The sequence below is a fragment of the Psychroserpens sp. AS72 genome, assembly GCF_038900375.1.
GTDB lineage: Bacteria > Bacteroidota > Bacteroidia > Flavobacteriales > Flavobacteriaceae > Psychroserpens.
Genome location: NZ_JBBMRC010000001.1, coordinates 501962 through 526896, shown reverse-complemented (window position 1 = coordinate 526896; position 24935 = coordinate 501962). Strand labels below are relative to the sequence as shown.

The window sequence follows — 24935 nt, the reverse complement described above, 5'->3', positions numbered from 1 at the left end:
GAGAAACAATAATTAAGTCGCGATATAAAACGTAAGAGTAAGAAGGAAAAAAACGAGTATATGAAAGAAACTCAAACTATAAACAAAAAAGAAGAAAACACCCAAACCTCAGAGCGAATCTCAGGTAGTGAGGCTATTATAAAATGTTTGTTAGCCGAAGGTGTAGATATTCTTTATGGATATCCTGGAGGCGCAATTATGCCAGTTTATGATGAACTATATAAGTATCAAGATAAAATTCATCATGTGTTAACACGTCATGAACAAGGCGCAACTCATTCTGCACAAGGTTATGCTCGTATTTCGGGAAAAGTTGGTGTTTGCATTGCAACCTCTGGACCAGGTGCAACTAACTTGATTACTGGTATTGCAGATGCACAAATAGATTCTACTCCAATGGTTTGTATCACTGGTCAAGTAGGTTCTCATTTATTGGGAAGCGATGCGTTTCAAGAAACTGATATTGTTGGCATCTCTACACCTGTAACCAAATGGAATTGTCAAATTACTAAAGCATCACAAATTCCTGAAGCCATTGCTAAAGCATTTTATATTGCTAAAAGCGGAAGGCCAGGACCAGTTTTAATTGACATTACTAAAGATGCTCAGTTTGAAGAATTTGATTTTAAATACGAAAAATGCACTGGAATACGCAGTTATAAACCTGTTCCTGATACAGATATAAATTCACTCAAAGCTGCTGCAGATCTAATTAACAATGCTAAGAAACCAATGATAGTTTGGGGACAAGGTATTATTTTAGGTAAAGCTGAAGCTGAATTTAAAGCCGTGATTGAAAAAGCAGGAATCCCATCGGCTTGGACCATTTTAGGCGCTTCTGCTATTCCAACATCTCATGATTTAAACGTGGGAATGGTTGGAATGCACGGTAATTATGCGCCAAATGTATTAACAAATGAATGTGATGTTTTAATTGCTATTGGTATGCGTTTTGACGATCGTGTAACTGGCAATTTAGACACTTATGCAAAACAAGCTCAAGTAATTCACTTTGATATTGATCCTGCAGAAATTGATAAAAATGTAAAAACCGATGTTGCAGTTTTAGGAGACGCAAAAACGAGTTTAGCTTCATTATTGCCTTTGCTAAATAAAAATTCACATGACGCTTGGCATCAAAAATTTAAAGATTTATATAAAATTGAATACGAGAAAGTTATAAAAAACGACCTGCATCCTACTAAAGAAGGCTTAACAATGGGTGAAGTATTAAAAGAAATTAATACACAAACCAAAGGCGAAGCAGCAATTGTGAGTGATGTTGGACAGCACCAAATGATTGCTTGTCGCTATGCCGATTTCAACAAAACAAAAAGTAATATCACCTCTGGTGGATTAGGAACCATGGGATTTGCACTTCCTGCTGCAATTGGAGCAAAAATGGCTGCACCAGATCGCGATGTGGTAGCAATTATTGGTGATGGTGGTTACCAAATGACAATACAAGAGTTGGGTACTATTTTTCAACAAAAAGTCCCAGTAAAAATTGTGGTTTTAAATAACGAGTTTCTTGGGATGGTTCGTCAATGGCAACAGCTATTTTTTGATAAACGTTATGCTTCTACGGAAATGGTAAACCCAGATTTTGTAGCGATTGCCAAGGGATATTTTATTGACGCTAAAAAAGTAACGACTAGAACAGACTTAAAAGCTGCTGTTAAAGAAATGATTGCAAGTGAAGGTCCTTATTTTTTAGAAGTTAGAGTAGAAAAAGAAGGCAATGTATTCCCAATGATTCCAACAGGAGCAAGTGTTTCAGATATAAGATTAGAGTAATATGAGTGAACAAACAACATATACAGTAACAATATATACCGAAAATAATATTGGATTATTAAATCGGATTTCAGCAATTTTTCAAAGGAGACATATCAACGTGGAGAGTATTAATTCTTCAGTTTCTGAAATTGAAAATGTAACGAAATGGATCATGGTTGTTAAACTTTCCGAAGAACAAATGAAAAAAATCATTGGTCAGATTGAAAAGCAAGTCGAAGTGATTAAAGCGTTTTATCATACCGAAGAAGACACCATTTATCAAGAGTCTTGTATCTTTAAAATGAAATCTGATTTACTTTTTGAAGAACGTCAGATTCAGAACATTATTAAAGATAGTAATGCTAGAATTGTCACTGTTAACAAGGCCTTTTTTGTAATTGAAAAATCTGGCAGAAAAGAAGAAATAGATTTACTATATAGAGAATTAAACACTTTTGGAATCATGCAATATACACGCTCAGGACGTATTGCAGTGACTAAAGACGAAATGAAAATATCAACAATGCTTACAGCGTTGCAACATTAAAAACAACTGAAAAATGTCAAATTATTTCAACACATTACCATTAAGAAAACAATTAGAACAATTAGGAAAATGTCGTTTCATGGATGCTTCAGAATTTGAAGATGGTGTGACTGTATTAAAAGGAAAGAAAATCGTAATCATAGGTTGTGGTGCTCAAGGCTTAAATCAAGGTTTAAATATGAGAGATTCTGGCTTAGATATTTCTTATGCTTTGCGTCAAGTAGCCATCGATCAAAAACGTGATTCGTTTATAAATGCTACATCAAACAATTTTAATGTTGGTACGTATCAAGACCTAATTCCAACAGCAGATTTGGTATTAAATCTAACACCAGACAAGCAACACACAAATGTTGTAAAAGCGGTAATGCCATTAATGAAAAAAGGAGCAACTTTAAGTTATTCTCATGGTTTCAATATTGTTGAAGAAGGTACAAAAATTCGTGAGGATATAACAGTTATCATGGTAGCACCAAAATGTCCAGGAACTGAAGTTCGTGAAGAGTACAAACGTGGATTTGGAGTACCAACCCTTACTGCTGTACATCCAGAAAATGATCCTGAAGGAAAAGGCTGGGCTCAAGCAAAAGCGTATGCTGTTGCAACTGGTGGACATAGAGCTGGTGTGCTAGAATCATCTTTTATTGCAGAGGTAAAAAGTGATTTAATGGGAGAACAAACTATTTTATGTGGTTTATTACAAACAGGTGCCATTTTAAGTTTCGACAAAATGGTTGACCAAGGAATTGAACCTGGTTATGCCGCAAAATTAATTCAGTTTGGTTGGGAAACTATTACTGAAGCGTTGAAGCATGGTGGAATTACTAACATGATGGACAGGTTATCTAATCCAGCAAAAATTAAAGCGTTTAACCTTTCCGAAGAATTAAAAGATATCATGCGTCCATTATTTGAAAAGCATATGGATGATATTATTTCTGGTCATTTCTCAAAAACCATGATGGAAGATTGGGCTAATGATGATGCAAACTTATTAAAATGGAGAGCTGAAACTGGTGAAACTGCTTTTGAAAAAACAGCATTAACGTCAGATCACATTTCAGAACAAGAGTACTTTGATCATGGAGTTTTATTAGTTGCTTTTGTAAAATCTGGTGTTGAATTAGCATTCGAAACTATGGTAAGCGCTGGAATTATTGAAGATTCTGCTTACTACGAGTCGTTACACGAATTACCATTAATTGCTAACACAATCGCTAGAAAGAAATTATTTGAAATGAACAGAGTTATTTCAGATACTGCAGAATATGGTTGTTATTTATTTGATCATGCTTGCAAACCTTTATTAACAGATTTCATGAAAACTGTAAATACAGATATCATTGGAAAATCGTTTTCTAAATCTAACGCTGCAGATAATCTTGAATTAATTGCAGTAAACGACGCTATTAGAAATCATCCTATTGAAGCTGTTGGTCAACGTTTAAGAACTGCAATGACAGCTATGAAAATCATAAAATCTGATGAAAAAATAGAAGATTCAGTTTTCGCGTAAAAAAGAGATTTATATCCTGCAAGGTTTCAAAACCTTGTAGGTATTAAAAAATAAGATTCCCACTTTCGTGGGAAGCAAACATGGAAGAAACCACAACAATATACAGACCTACACTAAAAGCTATTGAAGCTGCAGCAGAAAAACTAAGAGGTATCGCATCTGTGACACCATTAATTAAAAATGCACGCTACTCTAAGCATTATGCTGCTAATATTTATTTTAAAAGAGAGGATTTACAAGACGTACGTTCTTATAAAATTCGAGGTGCTTATAACAAAATCGCATCTTTAAACACGTCTCAAATTGAAAATGAGATTGTGTGTGCTAGTGCAGGAAATCATGCGCAAGGTGTCGCTATATCTTGTAAACTTTTAAAAATAAAAGGTACTATTTTCATGCCTTCTCCAACGCCTAATCAAAAAATTGAGCAGGTAAAAATGTTTGGAGAGGATTATGTTGAGGTTGTTTTGATTGGTGATACGTTTGATGATGCATACCATGAAGCAATAAAACAATCTGAGGCATTAAACAAGACTTTTATTCATCCATTTAACGACGAAAAAGTAATCGAAGGTCAAGCAACCGTTGGATTAGAAATTATAGATCAGGCTAAAGAACTACCAATCCATTATGTATTTGTACCTGTTGGAGGTGGCGGTCTTGCAGCAGGATTATCTTCTGTTTTTAAAATATTATCACCTCAAACAAAAATTATTAGTGTAGAGCCAAAAGGAGCTCCAGCGATGTTAAACTCGATAAGAAATAATAGAAACATTACATTAAACTCTATAGATAGCTTTGTAGATGGAGCAGCTGTAAAGCGTGTTGGTGATTTGAATTTTGCAATTTGCAAAGAAACACTACATCGTGTAGTTACCGTAGATGAAGGTAAAATTTGTCAGACAATTTTAGACCTATACAATAAAGATGCTATTGTCGTCGAACCTGCAGGAGCTTTGAGTTTGTCTGCGCTAGATCAATTTTCCGAAGAAATAAAAGGTAAAAACGTGGTTTGTGTCATTAGCGGTAGCAATAATGATATCACACGTACTGCCGAAATTAAAGAACGTGCGCTACTCTACGCCAATCTAAAACACTATTTCATTGTTAAGTTCCCACAACGCACAGGAGCTTTAAGAGATTTTGTTGTGGATATTTTAGGTCCTACAGATGATATTACTCATTTTGAATATACAAAAAAAGCAAACCGCGAAAATGATGTTGCAGTTGTTGGTTTGGAGTTAAAATCACCAAATGATTTAGAACCATTAATTACAAAAATGAAGCTTCATAATTTTTATGGAGATTACTTAAATGATAAACCTGATTTATTTCAATTCTTAGTTTAAATAACATGAACACCCCTGAACAGTATCAAATCAAAAACATATTAAAACAAGAAACTTACTTAGTAGGTGGAGAATTGAAAACTTGGACAGGAGAAACTTCTGAAGTTTTTTCTACAATTTCTTCTACGGAAATTTATAAACCTACATTATTAGGGACTATTCCAACTTTAGGAGAAAAAGAAGCTTTGCAAGCTCTTGATGCTGCAGTTTTGTCTTATAATAAAGGACAAGGTTTATGGCCAACAATGAAAGTTGTAGACCGTATTGCATGCATGGAAAAATTTGTTACTCAAATGAAAACCAAACGAGCAGAAATCGTAAAACTTTTAATGTGGGAAATTGGAAAAAACCTTCCAGATTCTGAAAAGGAATTTGATAGAACCGTTGAATACATTTACGATACCATTGAAGATTATAAACAAATGGATCGTGATAGTGCTAAGTTTGAGAAAAACTCTGGAGTTAATGCACATATTCGACGTGGACCTTTAGGTGTTGTTTTATGTTTAGGACCTTATAATTATCCTTTAAACGAAACATTTGCACTTTTGATTCCTGCTTTAATTATGGGAAACACTGCTGTTTTTAAACCAGCAAAACATGGAGTTTTATTAATTTCACCATTGTTAGAAGCTTTTAGAACTAGCTTCCCAAAAGGTGTTGTTAATATTATCTACGGAAGAGGAAGAACAGTTGCAGCACCAATTATGCAATCTGGTAAAGTAGATGTCTTGGCATTAATTGGAAACAGTAAATCTGCAAATGCATTACAAAGTCAGCATCCAAAAAGTAATCGGTTACGTTTAGTTTTAGGTTTGGAAGCTAAAAATCCTGCCATTGTATTAAAAGATGCCGATTTGGACTTAGCAATAGACGAATGTATTGCAGGCTCAACGTCATTTAATGGTCAACGTTGTACAGCTTTAAAAGTACTATATGTACATAATGATATCGTTGAAGAATTTAACAAGCGTTTTTCAGCAAAAGTAGATGCGCTTAAATTTGGTAACCCTTGGGAAGATGGTGCAAAATTAACACCATTACCAGAACCAGATAAATCAGCTTATATTCAAGAATTAATTGATGATGCTACAGCAAAAGGAGCAAAAGTCATTAATAAAAAAGGAGGTGAAACTACAGAAAATTATATTTTCCCAGCAGTTTTATATCCTGTTACAAAAGAGATGAGAGTGTTTCAAGAGGAGCAATTTGGACCAGTAATTCCTGTGGTACCATTTAGTGATATCGAAGAACCTTTAGATGATATGGCAGCATCTAATTACGGACAACAAGTGAGCTTATTTGGTAAAGATGTAAAAACTTTAGCGCCTTTAATCGACACTTTAGTAAACTTAGTTTGTCGTGTAAATTTAAATAGTTCCTGTCAACGTGGACCAGATGTTTACCCATTTACTGGTCGTAAAGATTCTGCTGTTGCAACATTAAGTGTGCATGATGCATTACGATCATTTTCAATTAGAACTTTTGTAGCCTCTAAAGACAATGAATATAACAATGCTATTTTAAAAGAACTATTAGATTCTAGAGCTTCAAACTTTGTAAGTACAGATTATATTCTTTAAACAAAAGCACTTATAAATGAGATATTTACAATTTAAAAGTCTTTTATTTCGAAATTCATAAATCTCACCAAAAACAAGATTCCATCTATTGCAGTTAACAATTTAATACGTAGTTTAGCCATATGTTTACACTAAGACACAAATATAGAGCACCCAGACCAACAGGTTTAAACCTGGAAAAGCGTCAACGCTAATTCTTCTTATTAGCAACAAACTCTATATTCATTATTTTATTTTTTTATTGTGTACAACTCAACTATCATAAACTATTCTCAATCTTTAATTATCGCATCAGATAATCATAATGTTGTGCGTCGTTTTTTCCCTCGTCGCCCTTAGGGTGTACTTCAATTTACAGAACTTAGGTGAGTCCGGTTCTACTTTCAAATAAAAAAATACTCAATTTTTAATTCAAAACTCAATTACAATGAAAATTGTTATTGCTAATAAATCCCATAGTATCTACGCAGATATCATTTGCGAAACTATTGCAGAAGCTGCAAAAGTGAGAGGCACAGGAATTGCTAAACGACAACCAGAATACATCATTACCAAAATGGAAAATGGAAATGCTGTAATTGCATTAGATGGAGATCAATTTGCAGGCTTTTGCTATATCGAAGCATGGAGCCATGGAAAATTTGTCGCTAATTCTGGATTAATTGTACATCCAGATTTTAGAAATCAAGGTCTTGCAAAACGAATTAAAAAAGTCGTTTTTGAACATTCTAGAACAAAATTCCCAGACTCTAAAGTATTCAGTATCACAACAGGATTAGCAGTTATGAAAATGAATAGTGATTTAGGCTATAAACCTGTCACATTTTCAGAATTAACAGATGACCAATCCTTCTGGAAAGGCTGTCAAACCTGCAAAAATTTTGATGTCCTAACCAGAACTGAACAAAAAATGTGCTTGTGTACTGGTATGCTTTATGACCCTTCAAAAAAAGAGGAGTCCAAAACTGAAGCGCACGATTATAACAAAAAAGTGTGGACAAGATTAAAAAATATCAAACAATCCATGTTCTTAAAAAAGGAAAAAAAATGAGCAAATTAGTAATAGCATATAGTGGAGGATTAGACACCTCTTATTGCGCTGTAAGTTTGAGTAAAGCAGGATATGATGTTCATGCAGTAAGTGTAAATACAGGTGGTTTTACTTCCGATGAAATCAAAACTATTGAAAGTAACGCTTATAAAATGGGTGTATCGACCTATAACAATATTGATGCCATTGCATCGTATTATGATAAAGTGATTAAGTATTTAATCTTCGGAAATGTGCTTAAAAACAACACCTATCCTCTTTCTGTAAGTGCTGAACGAATCATACAAGCCATTGAAATTGTTCAATACGCAAAAAGCATTGATGCAAAATATATCGCTCATGGAAGTACAGGAGCAGGTAATGATCAAGTGCGTTTTGATATGATTTTTCAAACTCTAGCACCAGAAATTGAAATTATCACACCAATTAGAGATGGTAAACTCACAAGACAACAAGAAATTGATTACCTCGTAGAAAACGGAATCGATATGTCATGGAATAAAGCCAAATACTCAGTCAATAAAGGACTTTGGGGAACTAGTGTTGGTGGAGAGGAAACCTTAACTTCTGAAAAACCATTACCAGATTCAGCATATCCTTCACAATTAAAACATGTAGAAGATGAAAAAGTAACACTAACTTTTTTAAAAGGTGAATTAGTTGCTGTTAACGGAATTGAAAACAATCCTGAAATTAATATTGAAGTCTTAAATAATCTAGCTTCTTCTTATGCCATTGGTAGAGATATTCATGTTGGAGATACGATAGTTGGTATCAAAGGACGTGTTGGTTTTGAAGCAGCTGCTGCTTTAATTATTATAAAAGCTCATCATTTATTAGAAAAGCACACGTTGACGAAATGGCAATTACAACACAAAGATTATTTGTCTAGTTTCTACGGAATGCATTTACACGAAGGTCAATATTTAGATCCAGTTATGCGAGATATGGAAGCTTTTTTACAAAGCAGCCAAGACAAAGTTTCAGGTGATGTTTTTGTAACTTTAAAACCACACCACTTCTCTTTAGATGGAATTAATTCTAAGCACGATTTAATGAATGCAAAATTTGGAAGTTATGGTGAAGAAAATAAAGGCTGGACTGCTGATGAAGCCAAAGGATTTATTAAAATACTAGGGAATCAGAATAAAATTTATCAGCAAGTAAATTCAGAATTATGATTAAAGCAGGAATCATTGGAGGAGCTGGTTACACAGCAGGAGAACTGATTAGACTATTACTAAATCATGAGCAAACAACTATTGATTTTGTATACAGCACATCAAATGCAGGGAATAAAATTCACAAAGTGCATCAAGATCTAATTGGTGCTACGGAAATGGAATTTACTAATAAAATCAATGTTGATATTGATGTATTGTTTCTGTGTTTAGGTCATAGAAATTCTAAGATTTTTTTAGAACAACATACGTTTTCCGAAGACACAAAAATCATCGATTTAAGTAACGATTTTAGATTAGAATTTGATAAACATTTCGAAGGAAAACAATTTGTTTATGGTTTACCAGAGTTACAAAAGGAAGCTATTAAAAAGACTAACTACATTGCAAATCCAGGATGTTTTGCAACTGCAATTCAATTAGCATTATTACCATTAGCAGATTCAAATTTAATTAAAGAAGACGTTCATATCAATGCAGTAACTGGAGCTACAGGAGCAGGAACTTCATTATCATCAACCACTCATTTTACTTGGAGAGATAATAACTTTTCACATTACAAACCTTTTACTCATCAGCATTTAGGTGAAATCAATCAAACGGTTAACCAATTACAAACTGGTTTTAATTCTGAAATTCACTTTATGCCAAATCGCGGTAATTTTTCTAGAGGAATTTTTGCCACAGCATACACAACATTTAAAGGCACTTTGGAAGATGCCAAAACACTTTATAAATCGTATTATAAAGATGCAGCTTTCACATTTGTATCAGATGAGGAGATTCATTTAAAGCAAGTTGTAAATACGAACAAGTGTATCATTCATTTACATAAACATGATAACAAATTATTAATCACAAGTATCATAGATAATTTATTAAAAGGTGCATCTGGACAAGCTGTTCAAAACATGAATTTAATGTTTGGCTTTGAAGAGACTGAAGGGTTACAATTAAAGGCTAATTATTTTTAGGAACTACTAAGTTGCGTTAGCGATTGTAATGACATCCTTTTTTGAGGAACGAAAAAAAGATATAATGGAAAGCGCGACCTTTAGGTAACGCCCAAAAAAAGAAATAGTAATTAAAAATATAACCGCTTTCGCGGTCAATAAATATGAAAATAGCAATCATAGGAACAGGAAATCTAGGAAAGTCAATAGCAAAAGGTTTGATTACCAAAAACGCTATAACAACGTTATATCTAACCAAAAGAAACTTGGATGATATACAAGAGTTTGAAGGCTACAAAAACGTAGTATTAACAACAGATAATATTGAAGCTGTTAAACAATCTGATATTTTGATTTTTGCAGTACAACCAGCTCATTTTGAAAACATCTTAAATGACATTAAACCTCATTTAACAGAAAATCATGTTTTAATTTCAACCATCACTGGATTCTTAATTCCAAAGATTGAATCTCAAATTGGTAGCGATAATTTTATTATTAGAGCCATGCCTAATACTGCGATTGCTGTTGGCAAATCCATGACCTGCATTTGTAGTAATAAAAAAGGTGAAAAGCGTATTAAAATCGCAGAAGCTATTTTTGACAGATTAGGACACACATTAGCTATTCCAGAATCTCAAATGCAAGCAGCAACAGTAGTTTGCGCTAGTGGAATTGCGTTTTGGATGCGACTCATACGAGCAACAACTCAAGCTGCTATTCAATTAGGTTTTGATGCTAAAGAAGCTCAAGAATTAGCGATGTACACCTCTGAAGGTGCTGCTAGTTTATTAATCACAAATGGTAATCACCCAGAAGAAGAAATTGACAAAGTAACCACTCCTCAAGGTTGCACCATTACAGGTTTAAATGAAATGGAACATAAAGGACTGAGTTCATCTTTAATACAAGGGATGGTGGCATCATTTAACAAAATTAATGCTATTAAAAAGGAGCAAATTTAATAATGTTGTGTCATTCAGAGTATAGCGAAAAATCTTTTGGAATGTAGATTCTTCGGTCATGCTTCCCTCTGAATGACAAACATAAAAACAAAAATATGAGTCTATTTAATGTATATCCACTCTACGATGTCACACCTGTAAGCGCAAAAGACGTTTATGTTTATGATGATAAAGATGTTAAATATCTTGATCTTTATGGAGGCCATGCTGTGATTTCTATTGGTCATTCTCATCCAAAATATGTATCTGCTATTTCTAATCAAGTTTCACAATTGGGCTTTTATAGTAATGCGATTCAAAATCCTTTGCAAGTTGAATTAGCTGATAAGCTTGAAACCTTATCTGGCTGTAAAGATTACCAATTATTTTTATGTAACTCTGGAGCAGAAGCAAATGAAAATGCGCTTAAATTGGCGTCTTTTCATAACGGTAAACATAAAATATTAGCTTTTAAAAATGCTTTCCACGGAAGAACTTCGGCTGCTGTTGCTGCAACTGATAATCCTAAAATTGTAGCTCCTTTAAATGCACAACAAGACGTTGATTTTATAGAGTTAGGCGATTTAAAATCTGTTGAAACCATTTTAAAAACAAGCAAAACTTGTGCAGTCATTATCGAATGCATTCAAGGTGTTGGTGGATTAAACGAAAGTACAACTGAATTTTACCAAGGCTTAGAAAAATTGTGCAAACAGTATAATACAGTATTAATTGCAGATGAAGTACAATCTGGATTTGGACGAACTGGTGATTTTTTCGCTTTTCAAAAACACAATATAACACCAGGTATTATTTCTATTGCCAAAGGTATGGGTAACGGATTTCCTGTTGGTGGTATTTTAATTCATCCATCAATTAAAGCATCTTTTGGATTATTGGGAACTACGTTTGGTGGTAACCACTTAGCTTGTGCAGCTACGCTTTCAGTTCTAGAAGTCATTGATGAGGAAAATCTGATGCAAAACGCTTCAAATATTTCTGATTATTTTCAGGAAAAAGCAAAGGGATTACCGAATCTAAAATCGATTAAAGGACGAGGTTTAATGCTCGGACTAGAATTTGATTTTCCAATTTCCGAATTGAGAAAACAACTCATTTTTAAACATCACATATTTACTGGTGGAGCAAAAAATCCAAATTTAATTAGAATCCTTCCACCTTTGACGATTCAGAAAAAACATATTGACAGCTTTTTTGAGGCATTAAAATTAGAATTAGAAAAGTAACGTCATTCTGAACTTGATTCAGAATCGCATAAATGTGAGAAGCTGAAATTGAAAATTCATGAATACTATAACAAAATATAATATCAATGAATAAATAAATTCAGCTTGACGAAAAAATAAAGTTTAATTAGAGATTCCCACTTTCGTGGGAAATGAATATGAAAAATTATACAACATTAAAAGACATATCAAACCTTTCAGAACTCATAAAAGAAGCCATTTTATTAAAAATGAATCCTTTTGAGTATTCTGAAATAGGAAAACACAAAACGTTGGTCATGCTGTTTTTTAATTCAAGCTTAAGAACACGTTTAAGTACAGAAAAAGCAGCAAAAAACTTAGGCATGGATGTGATGATTCTTAATGTCAATGATGCGTGGAATATAGAATTTGAAGATGGCACAGTGATGAATGCTAATTCTTCTGAACATATTAAAGAAGCTGCGCAAGTGATTTCTCAATATGCAGATGTAATTGCAGTTAGAGCTTTCCCAACGTTAACGGACAAATCAAAAGACGAATCGGAAATCATACTGAACAGTTTTAAAAAATACGCTACAGTACCCATAATAAATATGGAATCTGCAACTGCTCATCCATTGCAAGCTTTGGCAGATGCGATTACAATTTCAGAATTAACAGAGAAAAAAACACCAAAAGTGGTATTGTCTTGGGCACCTCATCCAAAAGCTTTACCACAAGCGGTTGCAAATTCTTTTGTAGAAATGATGCAAGATTTGGATGTAGATTTCACAATTACACATCCTGAAGGTTACGAATTGAATTCTGAAATCACTAAAAAAACACCAATACATCACAACCAAGAAGATGCTTTAAAAGATGCAGATTTCGTTTATGTAAAAAACTGGAGCAGTTATAATGACTACGGAAAAGTACTGAGTCAAGACAATAATTGGATGATGACTAAAGCCAAACTAGGCAACGCTAAATTTATGCATTGTTTACCTGTGAGACGAAATGTTGTTGTTGAAGATGCTGTTTTAGATAGCGACCAATCTATAGTTATTAAACAAGCTAATAATAGAACTTATGCTGCGCAAGTGGTATTAAAGCAAATTTTGGAAGATTTATAGTATAACGTCATGCTGAATTTATTTCAGCATCACATCAAAAAAATAAATAATGAGAAGCTGAAACAAGTTCAGCTTGACGAACAAGAGGAATGAAAACATTAAAAATCATAAAAATTGGCGGAAATATCATTGATGATGATACAGCGTTAGCATCATTTTTAAGTGAGTTTGCAAAAATTGAAGGTCCAAAGTTATTGGTTCATGGTGGCGGAAAATTGGCAACAAAATTAGCAAATCAAATGAATATTCCTGTGCAATTAAATAATGGAAGACGCATCACAGACGAAGCCAATTTAGACATCATCACTATGGTTTATGCAGGGAAAATCAATAAAAATATCATTGCGAAATTACAAGCTAACAATTGTAATGCTATTGGTTTTTCTGGAGCTGATGGAAATACTATTGTTTCAGAAAAAAGACCGAGTCAACCCATAGATTATGGTTTTGCAGGTGATATAAAACAAGTGAACACACATACATTAGAGATTTTACTAGACAATAATATTACTCCTGTTTTTTGTGCTATTACTCATGACAAAAATGGACAATTATTAAACACCAATGCAGATACCATTGCTTCAGAATTAGCGATTGGTTTTGCAAAAAACTGTAAAACAGAACTCTATTACTGTTTTGAAAAAAATGGTGTTTTAGAAGATATTTCCGACGAAAATTCCGTAGTAAAAAACATAAATACCAAAACGTATCAAACCTTAATTGACAATGGAATTATTGCAGATGGTATGTTACCTAAACTGAATAATTGTTTTCATGCCATACATAATAATGTTGCCAAGGTATGCATAGGAAAACCAAGTATGCTTTTTTCAACAAACACGATTTATACAACCATTCAAAAATGATAGAAAAACTCACAACAAAAGCTATTGCTTTATTGAAACAGCTTATAGAAACACAATCTTTTTCTTCGGAAGAAGAGCACACAGCTTTACTCATTGAGAATTGGTTTAGTACGCACCAAATTCCGTTTAAACGACACAAAAATAACGTTTGGGCTACTAATAAACATTTTGATGAGAAGAAGCCTACACTACTTTTAAATTCTCATCACGATACGGTAAAACCAAATAATGGTTACACTAAAGATCCATTAAAAGCGATAGTAGAAAACGGAAAATTATTTGGCCTAGGAAGTAATGATGCAGGAGGTTGCTTGGTGTCTTTAATTGCAACATTTACTCATTTCTATGACAAAAAAAACCTAAACTATAATTTAGTTATCGTTGCATCTGCTGAAGAAGAAAGCAGTGGACCAAATGGTTTAAACAGTATGTTATCTGTGATTCCAAAAGTAGATGTTGCTATTGTTGGAGAACCAACATTAATGCAATTAGCCATTGCCGAAAAAGGCTTAGTGGTTTTTGACGCAAAAGTAAAAGGTACAGCGAGCCATGCTGCACATCCAAATACTGACAATGCGATTTACAACACTATTGATGTTTTAAAATGGTTTCAAGATTATAAATTTGAAAGAAAATCGCCAGTATTGGGAGATGTAAAAATGACTGTGACACAAATCAATGCAGGAAAGCAACATAATGCTATTCCTTCGGAAGTTGATTTAGTGATTGATGTTCGTGTAAATGATAAATATTCTAATCAGGAAATTTCAGACATACTAACTAAAAAATCACCTTGCACAAGTATTAAAGCACGTAGCTTACGATTAAATTCGTCATCAATTCCTATACATCACGATTTAGTAAAAGCAGGTATTGAATTAGGAAGAGAAACTTATGGCTCACCAACATTATCAGATCAATCGGTTTTAACTTGTCCATCTTTAAAATTGGGACCAGGTGACAGCACACGTTCTCATACAGCAGATGAATTTATTAATCTTGCTGAAATTGAAGAAGGGATTATTATTTATATTGAATTATTGAATAAAGTATTATAAAACACTGTTGTTCCTGCAAAAGCAGGAAGCCAAAAAATAAGATTTAAAATAGATTCTTGCTTTCGCAAGAATGACAAAAAAAAGGTGATTATGAAGTTGTGGGACAAAGGATTTTCAATAGATAAAAAAATAGAACAATTTACAGTTGGTAACGATAGAGAAATTGATTTGCATATTGCTAAATATGACGTGCAAGCATCATTAACTCATGCTATAATGTTGGAATCCATCGGAATTATAACTTCGGAAGAATTAGACCAACTCAAAAAAGGGTTAAACTCGCTTTCAGAAGTTATTGAAAATGGCAACTTCGTTATCGAAGACACTTTTGAAGATGTGCATTCTAAAATCGAATATGAACTCACAAAAACCTTAGGCGACGTCGGAAAAAAAATTCACACAGCACGTTCTAGAAACGATCAAGTTTTAGTGGCACTTCAGCTCTATTATAAAGAGAATCTTGAAATCATTAACGACAAAACAAAAACATTTTTTGACACGCTTATAGATTTAGCTGAAACTCATAAAACCCAATTATTACCTGGTTACACACATTTGCAAGTAGCGATGCCTTCCTCTTTTGGATTGTGGTTTTCAGCCTATGCAGAATTATTAATTGATGATGTTTACGTTTTGAATGCAGTGTCTAAAATTGTAGATCAAAATCCGTTAGGATCTGCTGCTGGTTATGGCAGCTCATTTCCTATTGATAGAGATATTACGACAAAAGCATTAGGGTTTTCAACTTTAAAATACAATGTTGTTGCTGCACAATTAAGTAGAGGGAAAAGCGAACGTGCAATTGCCAATGCTTTAGGCGGATTATGTAATACAATGTCACGTTTTGCTATGGATATATGCTTGTATATGAGTCAGAATTTTGGGTTTATCACCTTTCCAGATGAATTAACCACAGGAAGTAGTATTATGCCACACAAAAAGAATCCTGATGTGTTTGAATTGATTAGAGGTAAGTGTAATAAAATTCAAGCATTACATACCGAAATGCTATTAATCACAAACAATTTACCAAGTGGTTACCATAGAGATTTTCAGCTATTAAAAGAAAATATCATTAATGCTTTTGAAGATGTCAAAGACATTTTGGACATATTTAATTATGCAATTCAACAAATTATTGTAAAAGATGTTGATCTCAGCGATGATAAATACAAATACTTATTCACTGTAGATAGTATTAATAATTTAGTGGTTGGCGGTATGTCTTTTAGAGAAGCTTATCAGCAAATTGGAAGTCAAGTACAAAATGACACGTATCAACCAGATTTAGGGAAGAAACACTCTCATATTGGAAGTATTCATAATTTGTGTTTGGAAGATATTCGTGCTAAGTTTCCTAATGGAGAGTAGAAAAAAATGGAATTTTTGTATTAAAATGCATAAAAATTATTCATTTGAAAGAAATTTCTTTCAATATTAAGTTTAAAATAACTTTTAAATCAGTTTTTTTCATTACTTTGTTCATATATTTATATGTCAAAATAAAACAATCAAATAATTAATGGCAAGAATACATATACCAAATAGGGTTTTTCCTGGCTTTGAAATAATATCAAAACTTAAAAACAAAAAATTAGATGATGTTGTAAATTCTTTAAACAAAATGCCTATTGGGATTGATTTTGAAGATGCAATTGAAGAGTTAGATAAAATCTTAGGGCAAGATAGAGGTTATGAGGTATTAGACACTATAAGAAGTTTTAGCTCTTTAGTAGAAAGCAATGATACTGATATTAATGATGTTGCTATTAATTTGACTGATTCTTTTATTGAATTATCAAAAACGAATATGTCGCTAAATCAAAAGACGATACTATCAGATAATTTATTTAAGATACTCTCGAATTATTCAGTAATAAGCAATATTTTAAAGTCAAGAGAATTATTATTAAGTAATGAAAATAATTTTATTGATTTAGAAGCCATGACAGACATTCGTGTAATTTTTGATGATGAGCTATCAAAGAAAGAAAGAATGGGAATGGTTCTACACAAACTATTTTTTGAATACACACGAAATAGTGAAACAAAAGAATTGCATCTCACTTTAGACCTTGACGATTTAAAGAAAGTCAAGTCTGAAATAGATAAAGCAATAAGAAAAGAAGAACTAATCACGAAAGATTATAAAGATAATATTAAATTTATTTCTTAAAAATGTCAACAGTTCAAACAAAACCACATCATAGACAATTCAAAGGTTATTCTAAAAATAAACCTCAATCTACTGAATGGAATATTTCAGAATCTAGTGGTTTATTTCAATCTTACACTTTGCCAAAAAAAGCAATAAGAAAAGTTTCATCAAATGTTGCTTCCGCGGGCAAAGTTTACAAATTAACTCTTGATGATATTGCAGAAAAAGCTTTGTGGATTAATCCAAATTATGATATAACTTTAGGAAACGAAACGCTTGAATTAAAAAGAAACTTATCCAATATTTATGAAGCTATTGTAAACTCTCAAGATATATTGGAGTTATATGATGATTGGGACGATGAGGGAGCAATTGGCCATAATCAATCTGTATATAATAGAGCAATTAAAATTTTAATTAATTACTCTAATACTCTTTTAAATGATTACAAAACTGTAATTACAGAACCTGAAATCAGTCTTGGAAAGGATGGGTCAATAGATTTAGAATGGAGAGACAGCCAACACATTTTATTACTCAATATTACAAATTCTCAGGAGTTAACAACTCATTACTATGGCGAAGACATAAAAGGTAAAACTATCATTAAAGGTTTTTTAGATAGTATCGATATAAATGAAGACTTAGCTTTTTGGATGCGAAAACTTTCTTAAATGTGGCAGACTGAAGAAATTGAAGACGAATCGAACTTATTTGTTAGAGTTCATAAAAACTTTGTCAGAAGTAAAGATAATAAACCAAGTGCTTCAGCATTTACAAACACTCCAAAATCCGGGAATAACCTTTCTTCAGATTGGAATAAACATAGTACTCCTGAATCTTCAAGGGACTTAATTGGAAAACAAAAAAAACCTAAAGATGGAACATATAAAGACCCTTCAGTGTTCTTTATTTGGGCTTTTAATTCTGGGAAACTAAGAAACGAAGCTATTCCAAAGCAAAAACTTGAACATGACCCTGTTTACAATCAACCTGAAGATGATTTCATACCTAACAATCGCGCTCATTCTATAATTATTGGGGATAAGCCAGAAAACAATGCTGAATTTAGGGTTAGTTTATTAAAAATAGGAGATTGGGCTATTGCACCAGTTCCAAAAAAATAAATAGAAAAAGCACCTGTTCCCAGATGCTTTTAAATTCTACCTTAAAATTAGACTAACCCTAAATAATAGTATATTAGTAGTAGAATGATTTTAATAGTATTATAGCGCTATCAAATCTCCATCTTCATTTTTAGTTGCTAAATCTGATTTTCCCATTAAGTAAATATCCACTTGTCTTGCAGCTTCTCTACCTTCGGAAATTGCCCAAACAATCAGTGATTGTCCGCGTCGCATATCTCCAGCAGTAAAAATATTAGGGATGTTAGTTTGGTATTTTCCATATGCTGCTTTATAGTTAGAACGTACATCTTTTTCTAATCCTAATTTGTCTGCAATTGTAGGTTCAGGACCTGTAAAACCAAGTGCTAATAATGCTAAATCGCATTTCCATGTTTTTTCAGTACCTGTGATTTCAATTAATTTTGGACGTTCACCAGGAACCATTTCCCATTCTACATTTACAGTTTTTAAGGCTGTAAGTTTTCCTTTAGCATTTGTTACAAATTCTTTGGTGTTAATCAGCCAGTTTCTTTCGACACCTTCTTTATGAGAAGAGGATGTTTTTAATTGCAGTGGCCAATACGGCCAAGGCGTTGCAGGTGACCTGTGTCCTGGAGGTTTTGGCATAATTTCGAAATTAACTACCGATTTTGCTCCTTGACGATTTGATGTACCAATACAATCTGACCCTGTATCTCCTCCTCCAATTACAATCACATTTTTACCGGTTGCTAAAACTTGATCTTTAATTTCCTGACCAAAAACAACTTTAGTTTGTTGGGTTAAAAAGTCCATCGCTTGTACTACTCCATCAGCATCAATTCCTGGTGTTGGCAGACTTCTGCGTTCTGTTGCGCCTCCACAAAGTACAACAGCATCAAAAGCTTTTAGCTCTTCAACATCATAATTCACACCAACATTAACATTAGTTTTAAATATAATTCCTTCTGCTTCTAAAATGGCTAAACGACGATCTATGATGCCTTTTTCCATTTTAAAATTTGGAATTCCGTAGCGTAATAATCCACCAATAGCATCATCACGCTCAAAAACAGTTACTGTATGACCTGCTCTATTTAATTGTTGAGCAGCTGCTAATCCTGCAGGTCCAGAACCTACAACAGCAATCGTTTTTCCTGTTCTATTTTTTGGTGGTTGTGGTTTAATCCAACCTTCTTTAAAGGCACGTTCAACAATATTTTTCTCAATGTTTTCTATAGACACTGGATCTTCAATAATACCTAAAACACAAGCTTGCTCACAAGGTGCTGGACATAAACGACCTGTAAATTCAGGGAAGTTATTAGTTGAATGTAAAATCCAAGAGGCTTTTTGCCATTCACCTTGGTGTACCATGTGGTTAAAATCTGGAATTAAATTACCAAGCGGACAACCACTATGACAAAATGGAATTCCACAATCCATACAACGCGAACCTTGTTCTATCATATCCTTATCCTTTAAAGGCACAGTAAACTCATTATAATGTTTTACACGATCCTTTACGGGTTTGTATGACTCATCTTTTCTTTCGAACTCTTTAAAACCTGTTACTTTTCCCATTTTATTCCTGTGAAGGCAGTCCCGAACCCTTTCGGGATCATCCTGCATTCTATATTTAATTGTGTTATAACTTTTTCTTCTGCATTAGCTTACACTAATTCTTCAACCATTTGTTCCTCTGTCGCTAAACGTTTTAAAGCATGTTTGTATTCTGTAGGCATCACTCTTACAAAATTGCTCAAACTCGTTTCCCAGTTTTCTAATAGAGATTTACCTAATTGACTATCTGTATATTTTACATGCTTCTCAATAACTGCTTTTAAATCTTTTGCATCCTTTTGGATTATCTTTTCAAACTCAATAGTTTCGGTATTACATAATCCGTTTACAAATTTGTTTTCTGGATCGTACACATAAGCTACTCCTCCACTCATTCCTGCTGCAAAGTTTCGTCCTGTTTTACCAAGTACTACAACTTTTCCTCCTGTCATATACTCACAACAATGATCTCCAACGCCTTCTACAACTGCTATTGCACCAGAGTTTCTAACTGCAAAACGTTCGCCTGCAATTCCGTTGATATATGCCTGACCTTCAACAGCTCCAAATAAGCAGACATTACCAACAATGATATTATCCTCTGCTTTAAAACTTGCATTTGTTGGCTTCTTAACAATCAACTTTGCTCCAGATAATCCTTTACCTAGGTAATCATTTGTATTTCCTTCTAACCTAAAAGTCAATCCGTGAGCACCAAAAGCACCAAAACTTTGCCCTGCAGAACCATTGAAATTAATATTTAAGGTATCTTCAGGTAAACCTAAATGTCCATAGATTTTAGAAATCTCATTACTAACAATCGCTCCTACGGTACGATTTGTGTTTTTAATTGGATAGGATAATGACATTTGCTCTTTTCGGTATAAAGCGCGATGCGAATCTTTCAGAATTGTGAAATCTAAAACATCATCTAAATTATGATCTTGCTTTTCAGAATTTTTAACTGGCATCTGAGAGTATTCAGCAGGTCTGTGCAAAATTGAAGATAAATCTAAACCTTTCGCTTTATAGTGTTTAATGGCTTTGTTTGCGTTTATTTTATGAGTTTGACCGATCATTTCAGACATAGATCTAAATCCTAATTCTGCCATAATTTGTCGCAATTCTTCAGCTATATAGTAGAAGAAATTAATAACATGTTCTGGAGTCCCTTTAAAGTTTTTACGCAATGTTTTATCCTGAGTTGCGATACCAACAGGACAGGTATTTAAATGACATTTTCGCATCATAATACATCCTGAAGCTACAAGAGGTGCAGTTGCAAATCCGAATTCTTCTGCTCCTAATAATGCTGCAATTGCCACATCACGACCTGTTTTTAACTGACCATCACATTCAACTACAATTCTACTTCTTAAATTATTAAGCACTAAAGTTTGTTGCGCTTCTGCTAAACCAAGTTCCCATGGTAAGCCAGCGTGTTTTAGAGATGTTAAAGGTGAAGCTCCTGTGCCTCCATCGTAACCAGCAATAAGTACAACATCTGCTTTTGCTTTTGCGACTCCAGCTGCGATGGTACCTACACCAACTTCTGACACTAGTTTTACATTAATTCTAGCCTCACGATTCGCATTTTTTAAATCGTAAATTAATTGTGCTAAATCTTCAATAGAATAAATATCATGATGTGGTGGTGGCGAAATTAAACCTACAAATGGTGTTGAGTTTCTAGCTGCAGCAATCCATGGTAATACTTTTTCACCAGGCAATTGACCACCTTCTCCAGGTTTTGCACCTTGAGCCATTTTAATTTGAATCTCTTTCGCATTTGTTAAATAGTGAGATGTTACTCCAAAACGACCAGAAGCCACTTGCTTTATCGCTGAGTTTCTACTATCTCCATTCACATCTGGCTGAAAACGTCTTCGATCTTCACCTCCTTCTCCAGAATTAGATTTTCCTCCAATTCTATTCATAGCAATCGCTAAATTCTCATGTGCTTCTCGTGAAATAGAACCATAAGACATCGCTCCTGTTTTGAATCGTTTTACAATATCTGTCCAAGGTTCTACTTCTTCAATCGGAATTGGGTCAATATTATTAAATTCAAATAAACCACGAATGGTCATTAAATTTTCAGACTGCTCATTGATAGCTTTTGCGTAAACATCATAACTCGCTTGGTCACTTAATCTAACTGCTTGCTGTAGTTTAGCAACTGTAGTTGGATTAAATAAATGCTTTTCGCCATTACGTCTCCATCTATATTCTCCACCAATATTTAAACCTAAACGTTTATCAACTTCGGTATTTGGGTAGGCATATTTATATCGTTTATCAATCTCTTTTTCGATTTCATACAAACCAATACCTTCAATTCTTGAGGCTGTATATGGGAAATATTTTTCAACAAATTGTGAATTAAAACCTACGATTTCAAATATTTGAGAACCTCTATAAGAATGTAATGTAGAGATCCCTATTTTGTTCATCACTTTCAAGATGCCTTTTCCAATTGCTTTGTTAAAATTGTCAACTGCTTTTTGCTCGTCCATATCTGTGATGAAACCTTCTTTCACTTGTGCTCTAATGATTTCATTAACCATATAAGGATTTACGGCACTTGCTCCATAACCAAATAACGTTGCGAATTGATGTGGTTCACGTGGTTCTGCAGATTCAATAATGATATCGAAATAGGAACGTTTACGTAAACGGTTCATTTGATGATTTACATATGAACAAGCTAATAAAGATGGGATTGGAGCCATGTCTTTACTCACACCTCTATCTGATAAAATTATAATGTTTGTATTTCGTTCTAATGCTTTTTCAATGTGTTTAATAATGTCATCCAAAGCATCTTCTAGTCCGTTTAAACCTCTATCTTTTGGATATAACATTTCAATAGTTTCTGCTTTGAAACCTTCAACAGAAATATGTCGTATTTTTTCTAAATCGTCATTTGAAATTACCGGGTTTTGAATTTTCAATTTTCGGCATTGTCGTTCTGTAATGCTGAAAATGTTTCTATCCTTACCTAAAGACAAACTAATATCTGTAACGATTTCTTCTCTAATTCCATCCAAAGGAGGATTGGTAACCTGAGCAAATAATTGTTTGAAATAGTTTGAAATTAACTGAGGCTTGTTAGACAAAACTGCTAATGGTGTATCAGTTCCCATAGAACCTAAAGCCTCTTTTGCTTTTTGAGCCATTGGTGTGATGACTTCTTGAATATCTTCAAACGTATAATTAAATAAACGCTGTCTTGTTTTTATATCTAAAAGTTCAATAGGACACGTTTCTCCTGTATATGGAATATCTTTTAAGTGCAATCTTGTTTTATCTAACCATTCTTGATACGGTCTCTCTCTAACAATTTTACTTTTTATCTCTTCATCATTTATAATTCGACCTTGGTTCATGTCTACTAAAAACATTTTTCCAGGTTCTAAACGACCATGACTTTCAACATCTTCAGGAGCAATATCAACAACTCCAATTTCCGAAGACATAATTAATTTACCACTTTTAGTAACTGTATATCTTGAAGGTCTTAATCCGTTTCTATCCAGTAAAGCTCCAATATAATTTCCATCAGTAAAAGGTACAGAAGCTGGTCCATCCCAAGGTTCCATAATGCAAGAATTATACTCGTAAAATGCTTTACGTTCTGGAGACATGGTTGCATGTTTTTCCCATGCTTCTGGAATCATCATCATCATAACTTCTGGTAATGAGCGACCAGTGTGTGTTAATAATTCTACGACCATATCCATGGAAGCTGAATCTGATTTTCCTGGTAAAATAATTGGAAATAATTTATCAATTTGAGGTCCAAAAACTTCACTTTTCATGATTTCTTCACGAACACGCATTCTGCTCACATTTCCACGAAGTGTATTTATTTCTCCATTTTGACACATAAATCTAAATGGTTGCGCTAATTCCCAAGTAGGCATTGTATTTGTTGAAAACCGTTGATGAACTAATGCTAATCGTGTCACTAAATCTGTCTCTTGTAAATCTTTATAATAAGGCCCAATATCTTCAGGCATTATAATCCCTTTATATATCAATGTATTTGTTGACAAACTTGAAACATAGAAATAAGAACTCTGTGACATTTTAGATTTCCTAACCGTGTGTTCTGTTATTTTACGTGCTGCATAGAGTTTTGCTTTAAAATCAGCTTCTGATACTTCATTTGATTTTCCAACAAAAAGTTGCTCAATGTTTGGTTCTGATGCTAAAGCAATTTCCCCAAGTTGAGTAGAATCTACAGGCACTTCTCTCCATCCAATGATAGACAAACCTTGTGCAATGATTTCTTTTTCGAAGGTGTCTTTACAGAATTTGTATTGGTTTCTGTTTTTAGGCAGGAACACCATTCCTACAGCATACTTCCCTTTTACAGGAACTTTAAAACCACAAACTCTTTTAAAATAAGCATGTGGTATATCAATTAATAAACCTGCACCATCTCCAGTTTTTCCATCAGAACTCACACCACCTCTATGTTCTAATTTTTCAAGAATCTCTAATGCATCATGTATAATTTGATTTGTCTTTTCCCCTTTTAGGTTACATATGAATCCAGCACCACAATTTTCGTGTTCAAATTCTGGTAAATAAAGTCCTTGTTTTTTAAACATAATTCAGCAATTTTCTAAGGTTTTTCAAACCTCATTATCTCTGTAAGATAGACGCTATAATTTGATTAAAAAAAAGATGGAAACACTTTTTCGATATCGATAATTAAGAGTGTTTTAAATGTAAAATCTGCAATAAATAGAAGAAAAAACGCAAAATAACCAACATATATGTTTTCATAAAATCAAGTTAATTATTGCGAAAACGTTTGCGTACAAATCAAATTATTGACAATAAATCAATAATTAACCCCAAAATGTAAAAATTATTGAAATTACCGATTATCAATTTATCATAATTTTAATAAAAAATAATAATACCCT

Annotated in this window: 19 protein-coding genes; 17 read left to right on the top strand and 2 right to left on the bottom strand. The window is 33.3% G+C overall.

The features are described 5' to 3' along the window. Positions 1–60 precede the first annotated feature (60 nt). The 17 genes from ilvB (at position 61) to WNY78_RS02180 (ending at position 18453) form a co-directional block, all read left to right on the top strand. Positions 61–1797: a biosynthetic-type acetolactate synthase large subunit gene (gene ilvB / locus WNY78_RS02260; RefSeq protein ID WP_342871551.1), complete on the top strand. Its 1737-nt coding sequence runs from the start codon at positions 61–63 to the stop codon at positions 1795–1797. A gap of 1 nt (position 1798) precedes the next feature. Then, the gene (gene ilvN, locus WNY78_RS02255; RefSeq protein ID WP_342871550.1) at positions 1799–2326 is read left to right on the top strand and encodes an acetolactate synthase small subunit; all 528 of its coding nucleotides are present in this window, start codon (positions 1799–1801) and stop codon (positions 2324–2326) included. A 13-nt stretch (positions 2327–2339) separates the two neighbouring features. Continuing rightward, positions 2340–3842, top strand: coding sequence for a ketol-acid reductoisomerase (gene ilvC / locus WNY78_RS02250; protein WP_342871549.1), 1503 nt, complete (start codon positions 2340–2342; stop codon positions 3840–3842). An 80-nt stretch (positions 3843–3922) separates the two neighbouring features. After that, complete coding sequence (ilvA, locus tag WNY78_RS02245) at positions 3923–5191, top strand: threonine ammonia-lyase IlvA (RefSeq protein ID WP_342871548.1); 1269 nt, start codon at positions 3923–3925, stop codon at positions 5189–5191. A 5-nt stretch (positions 5192–5196) separates the two neighbouring features. Further along, positions 5197–6774: an NADP-dependent glyceraldehyde-3-phosphate dehydrogenase gene (locus WNY78_RS02240; RefSeq protein WP_342871547.1), complete on the top strand. Its 1578-nt coding sequence runs from the start codon at positions 5197–5199 to the stop codon at positions 6772–6774. Positions 6775–7201: 427 nt separating this feature from the next. Then, on the top strand, positions 7202–7825 hold the full coding sequence (locus WNY78_RS02235; protein ID WP_342871546.1) for a GNAT family N-acetyltransferase: 624 nt from the start codon (positions 7202–7204) through the stop codon (positions 7823–7825). Then, the gene (locus tag WNY78_RS02230) at positions 7822–9006 is read left to right on the top strand and encodes an argininosuccinate synthase domain-containing protein (RefSeq protein WP_342871545.1); all 1185 of its coding nucleotides are present in this window, start codon (positions 7822–7824) and stop codon (positions 9004–9006) included. The genes WNY78_RS02235 and WNY78_RS02230 overlap by 4 nt, the downstream gene beginning before the upstream one ends. Then, complete coding sequence (gene argC / locus WNY78_RS02225) at positions 9003–9980, top strand: N-acetyl-gamma-glutamyl-phosphate reductase (protein WP_342871544.1); 978 nt, start codon at positions 9003–9005, stop codon at positions 9978–9980. The genes WNY78_RS02230 and argC overlap by 4 nt, the downstream gene beginning before the upstream one ends. A 143-nt stretch (positions 9981–10123) precedes the next feature. Beyond that, a complete protein-coding gene (proC, locus tag WNY78_RS02220) occupies positions 10124–10924 on the top strand; it encodes a pyrroline-5-carboxylate reductase (protein WP_342871543.1) in 801 nt (266 codons plus the stop codon). A 95-nt stretch (positions 10925–11019) separates the two neighbouring features. After that, the gene (locus WNY78_RS02215) at positions 11020–12150 is read left to right on the top strand and encodes an aminotransferase class III-fold pyridoxal phosphate-dependent enzyme (RefSeq protein ID WP_342871542.1); all 1131 of its coding nucleotides are present in this window, start codon (positions 11020–11022) and stop codon (positions 12148–12150) included. Between the two features lie 158 nt (positions 12151–12308). Continuing rightward, entirely contained in the window at positions 12309–13244 is a 936-nt protein-coding gene (locus WNY78_RS02210) for an N-acetylornithine carbamoyltransferase (RefSeq protein ID WP_342871541.1), read from the top strand. Between the two features lie 89 nt (positions 13245–13333). Then, a complete protein-coding gene (gene argB / locus WNY78_RS02205) occupies positions 13334–14110 on the top strand; it encodes an acetylglutamate kinase (RefSeq protein WP_342871540.1) in 777 nt (258 codons plus the stop codon). After that, complete coding sequence (locus WNY78_RS02200) at positions 14107–15168, top strand: M20 family metallo-hydrolase (protein ID WP_342871539.1); 1062 nt, start codon at positions 14107–14109, stop codon at positions 15166–15168. The genes argB and WNY78_RS02200 overlap by 4 nt, the downstream gene beginning before the upstream one ends. A 90-nt stretch (positions 15169–15258) precedes the next feature. After that, a complete protein-coding gene (argH, locus tag WNY78_RS02195; RefSeq protein ID WP_342871538.1) occupies positions 15259–16539 on the top strand; it encodes an argininosuccinate lyase in 1281 nt (426 codons plus the stop codon). 151 nt (positions 16540–16690) lie between these two features. Then, a complete protein-coding gene (locus tag WNY78_RS02190) occupies positions 16691–17344 on the top strand; it encodes a hypothetical protein (protein WP_342871537.1) in 654 nt (217 codons plus the stop codon). A gap of 2 nt (positions 17345–17346) precedes the next feature. After that, a complete protein-coding gene (locus WNY78_RS02185) occupies positions 17347–18000 on the top strand; it encodes a hypothetical protein (RefSeq protein WP_342871536.1) in 654 nt (217 codons plus the stop codon). Then, positions 18001–18453: a hypothetical protein gene (locus tag WNY78_RS02180; protein ID WP_342871535.1), complete on the top strand. Its 453-nt coding sequence runs from the start codon at positions 18001–18003 to the stop codon at positions 18451–18453. It begins immediately after the preceding gene. Between the two features lie 99 nt (positions 18454–18552). On the opposite strand, the gene WNY78_RS02175 is transcribed toward WNY78_RS02180, so the two are convergent. Together WNY78_RS02175 and gltB are read right to left on the bottom strand one after the other, a co-directional pair. Next, complete coding sequence (locus WNY78_RS02175) at positions 18553–20016, bottom strand: glutamate synthase subunit beta (RefSeq protein WP_342871534.1); 1464 nt, start codon at positions 20014–20016, stop codon at positions 18553–18555. Positions 20017–20105: 89 nt separating this feature from the next. Beyond that, complete coding sequence (gene gltB / locus WNY78_RS02170) at positions 20106–24614, bottom strand: glutamate synthase large subunit (protein WP_342871533.1); 4509 nt, start codon at positions 24612–24614, stop codon at positions 20106–20108. Between the last annotated feature and the right edge of the window lie 321 nt (positions 24615–24935).

Bases quoted from the DNA above. Each gene is read 5' to 3' on its own strand.
- argC (WP_342871544.1), top strand. From the start codon at position 9,003: ATGATTAAAGCAGGAATCATTGGAGGAGCTGGTTACACAGCAGGAGAA.
- ilvB (WP_342871551.1), top strand. From the start codon at position 61: ATGAAAGAAACTCAAACTATAAACAAAAAAGAAGAAAACACCCAAACC.
- ilvN (WP_342871550.1), top strand. From the start codon at position 1,799: ATGAGTGAACAAACAACATATACAGTAACAATATATACCGAAAATAAT.
- WNY78_RS02230 (WP_342871545.1), top strand. From the start codon at position 7,822: ATGAGCAAATTAGTAATAGCATATAGTGGAGGATTAGACACCTCTTAT.
- WNY78_RS02215 (WP_342871542.1), top strand. From the start codon at position 11,020: ATGAGTCTATTTAATGTATATCCACTCTACGATGTCACACCTGTAAGC.
- WNY78_RS02235 (WP_342871546.1), top strand. From the start codon at position 7,202: ATGAAAATTGTTATTGCTAATAAATCCCATAGTATCTACGCAGATATC.
- WNY78_RS02240 (WP_342871547.1), top strand. From the start codon at position 5,197: ATGAACACCCCTGAACAGTATCAAATCAAAAACATATTAAAACAAGAA.
- argB (WP_342871540.1), top strand. From the start codon at position 13,334: ATGAAAACATTAAAAATCATAAAAATTGGCGGAAATATCATTGATGAT.
- ilvA (WP_342871548.1), top strand. From the start codon at position 3,923: ATGGAAGAAACCACAACAATATACAGACCTACACTAAAAGCTATTGAA.
- gltB (WP_342871533.1), bottom strand. From the start codon at position 24,614: ATGTTTAAAAAACAAGGACTTTATTTACCAGAATTTGAACACGAAAAT.
- WNY78_RS02190 (WP_342871537.1), top strand. From the start codon at position 16,691: ATGGCAAGAATACATATACCAAATAGGGTTTTTCCTGGCTTTGAAATA.
- WNY78_RS02175 (WP_342871534.1), bottom strand. From the start codon at position 20,016: ATGGGAAAAGTAACAGGTTTTAAAGAGTTCGAAAGAAAAGATGAGTCA.
- WNY78_RS02185 (WP_342871536.1), top strand. From the start codon at position 17,347: ATGTCAACAGTTCAAACAAAACCACATCATAGACAATTCAAAGGTTAT.
- proC (WP_342871543.1), top strand. From the start codon at position 10,124: ATGAAAATAGCAATCATAGGAACAGGAAATCTAGGAAAGTCAATAGCA.
- WNY78_RS02210 (WP_342871541.1), top strand. From the start codon at position 12,309: ATGAAAAATTATACAACATTAAAAGACATATCAAACCTTTCAGAACTC.
- WNY78_RS02180 (WP_342871535.1), top strand. From the start codon at position 18,001: ATGTGGCAGACTGAAGAAATTGAAGACGAATCGAACTTATTTGTTAGA.
- WNY78_RS02200 (WP_342871539.1), top strand. From the start codon at position 14,107: ATGATAGAAAAACTCACAACAAAAGCTATTGCTTTATTGAAACAGCTT.
- ilvC (WP_342871549.1), top strand. From the start codon at position 2,340: ATGTCAAATTATTTCAACACATTACCATTAAGAAAACAATTAGAACAA.
- argH (WP_342871538.1), top strand. From the start codon at position 15,259: ATGAAGTTGTGGGACAAAGGATTTTCAATAGATAAAAAAATAGAACAA.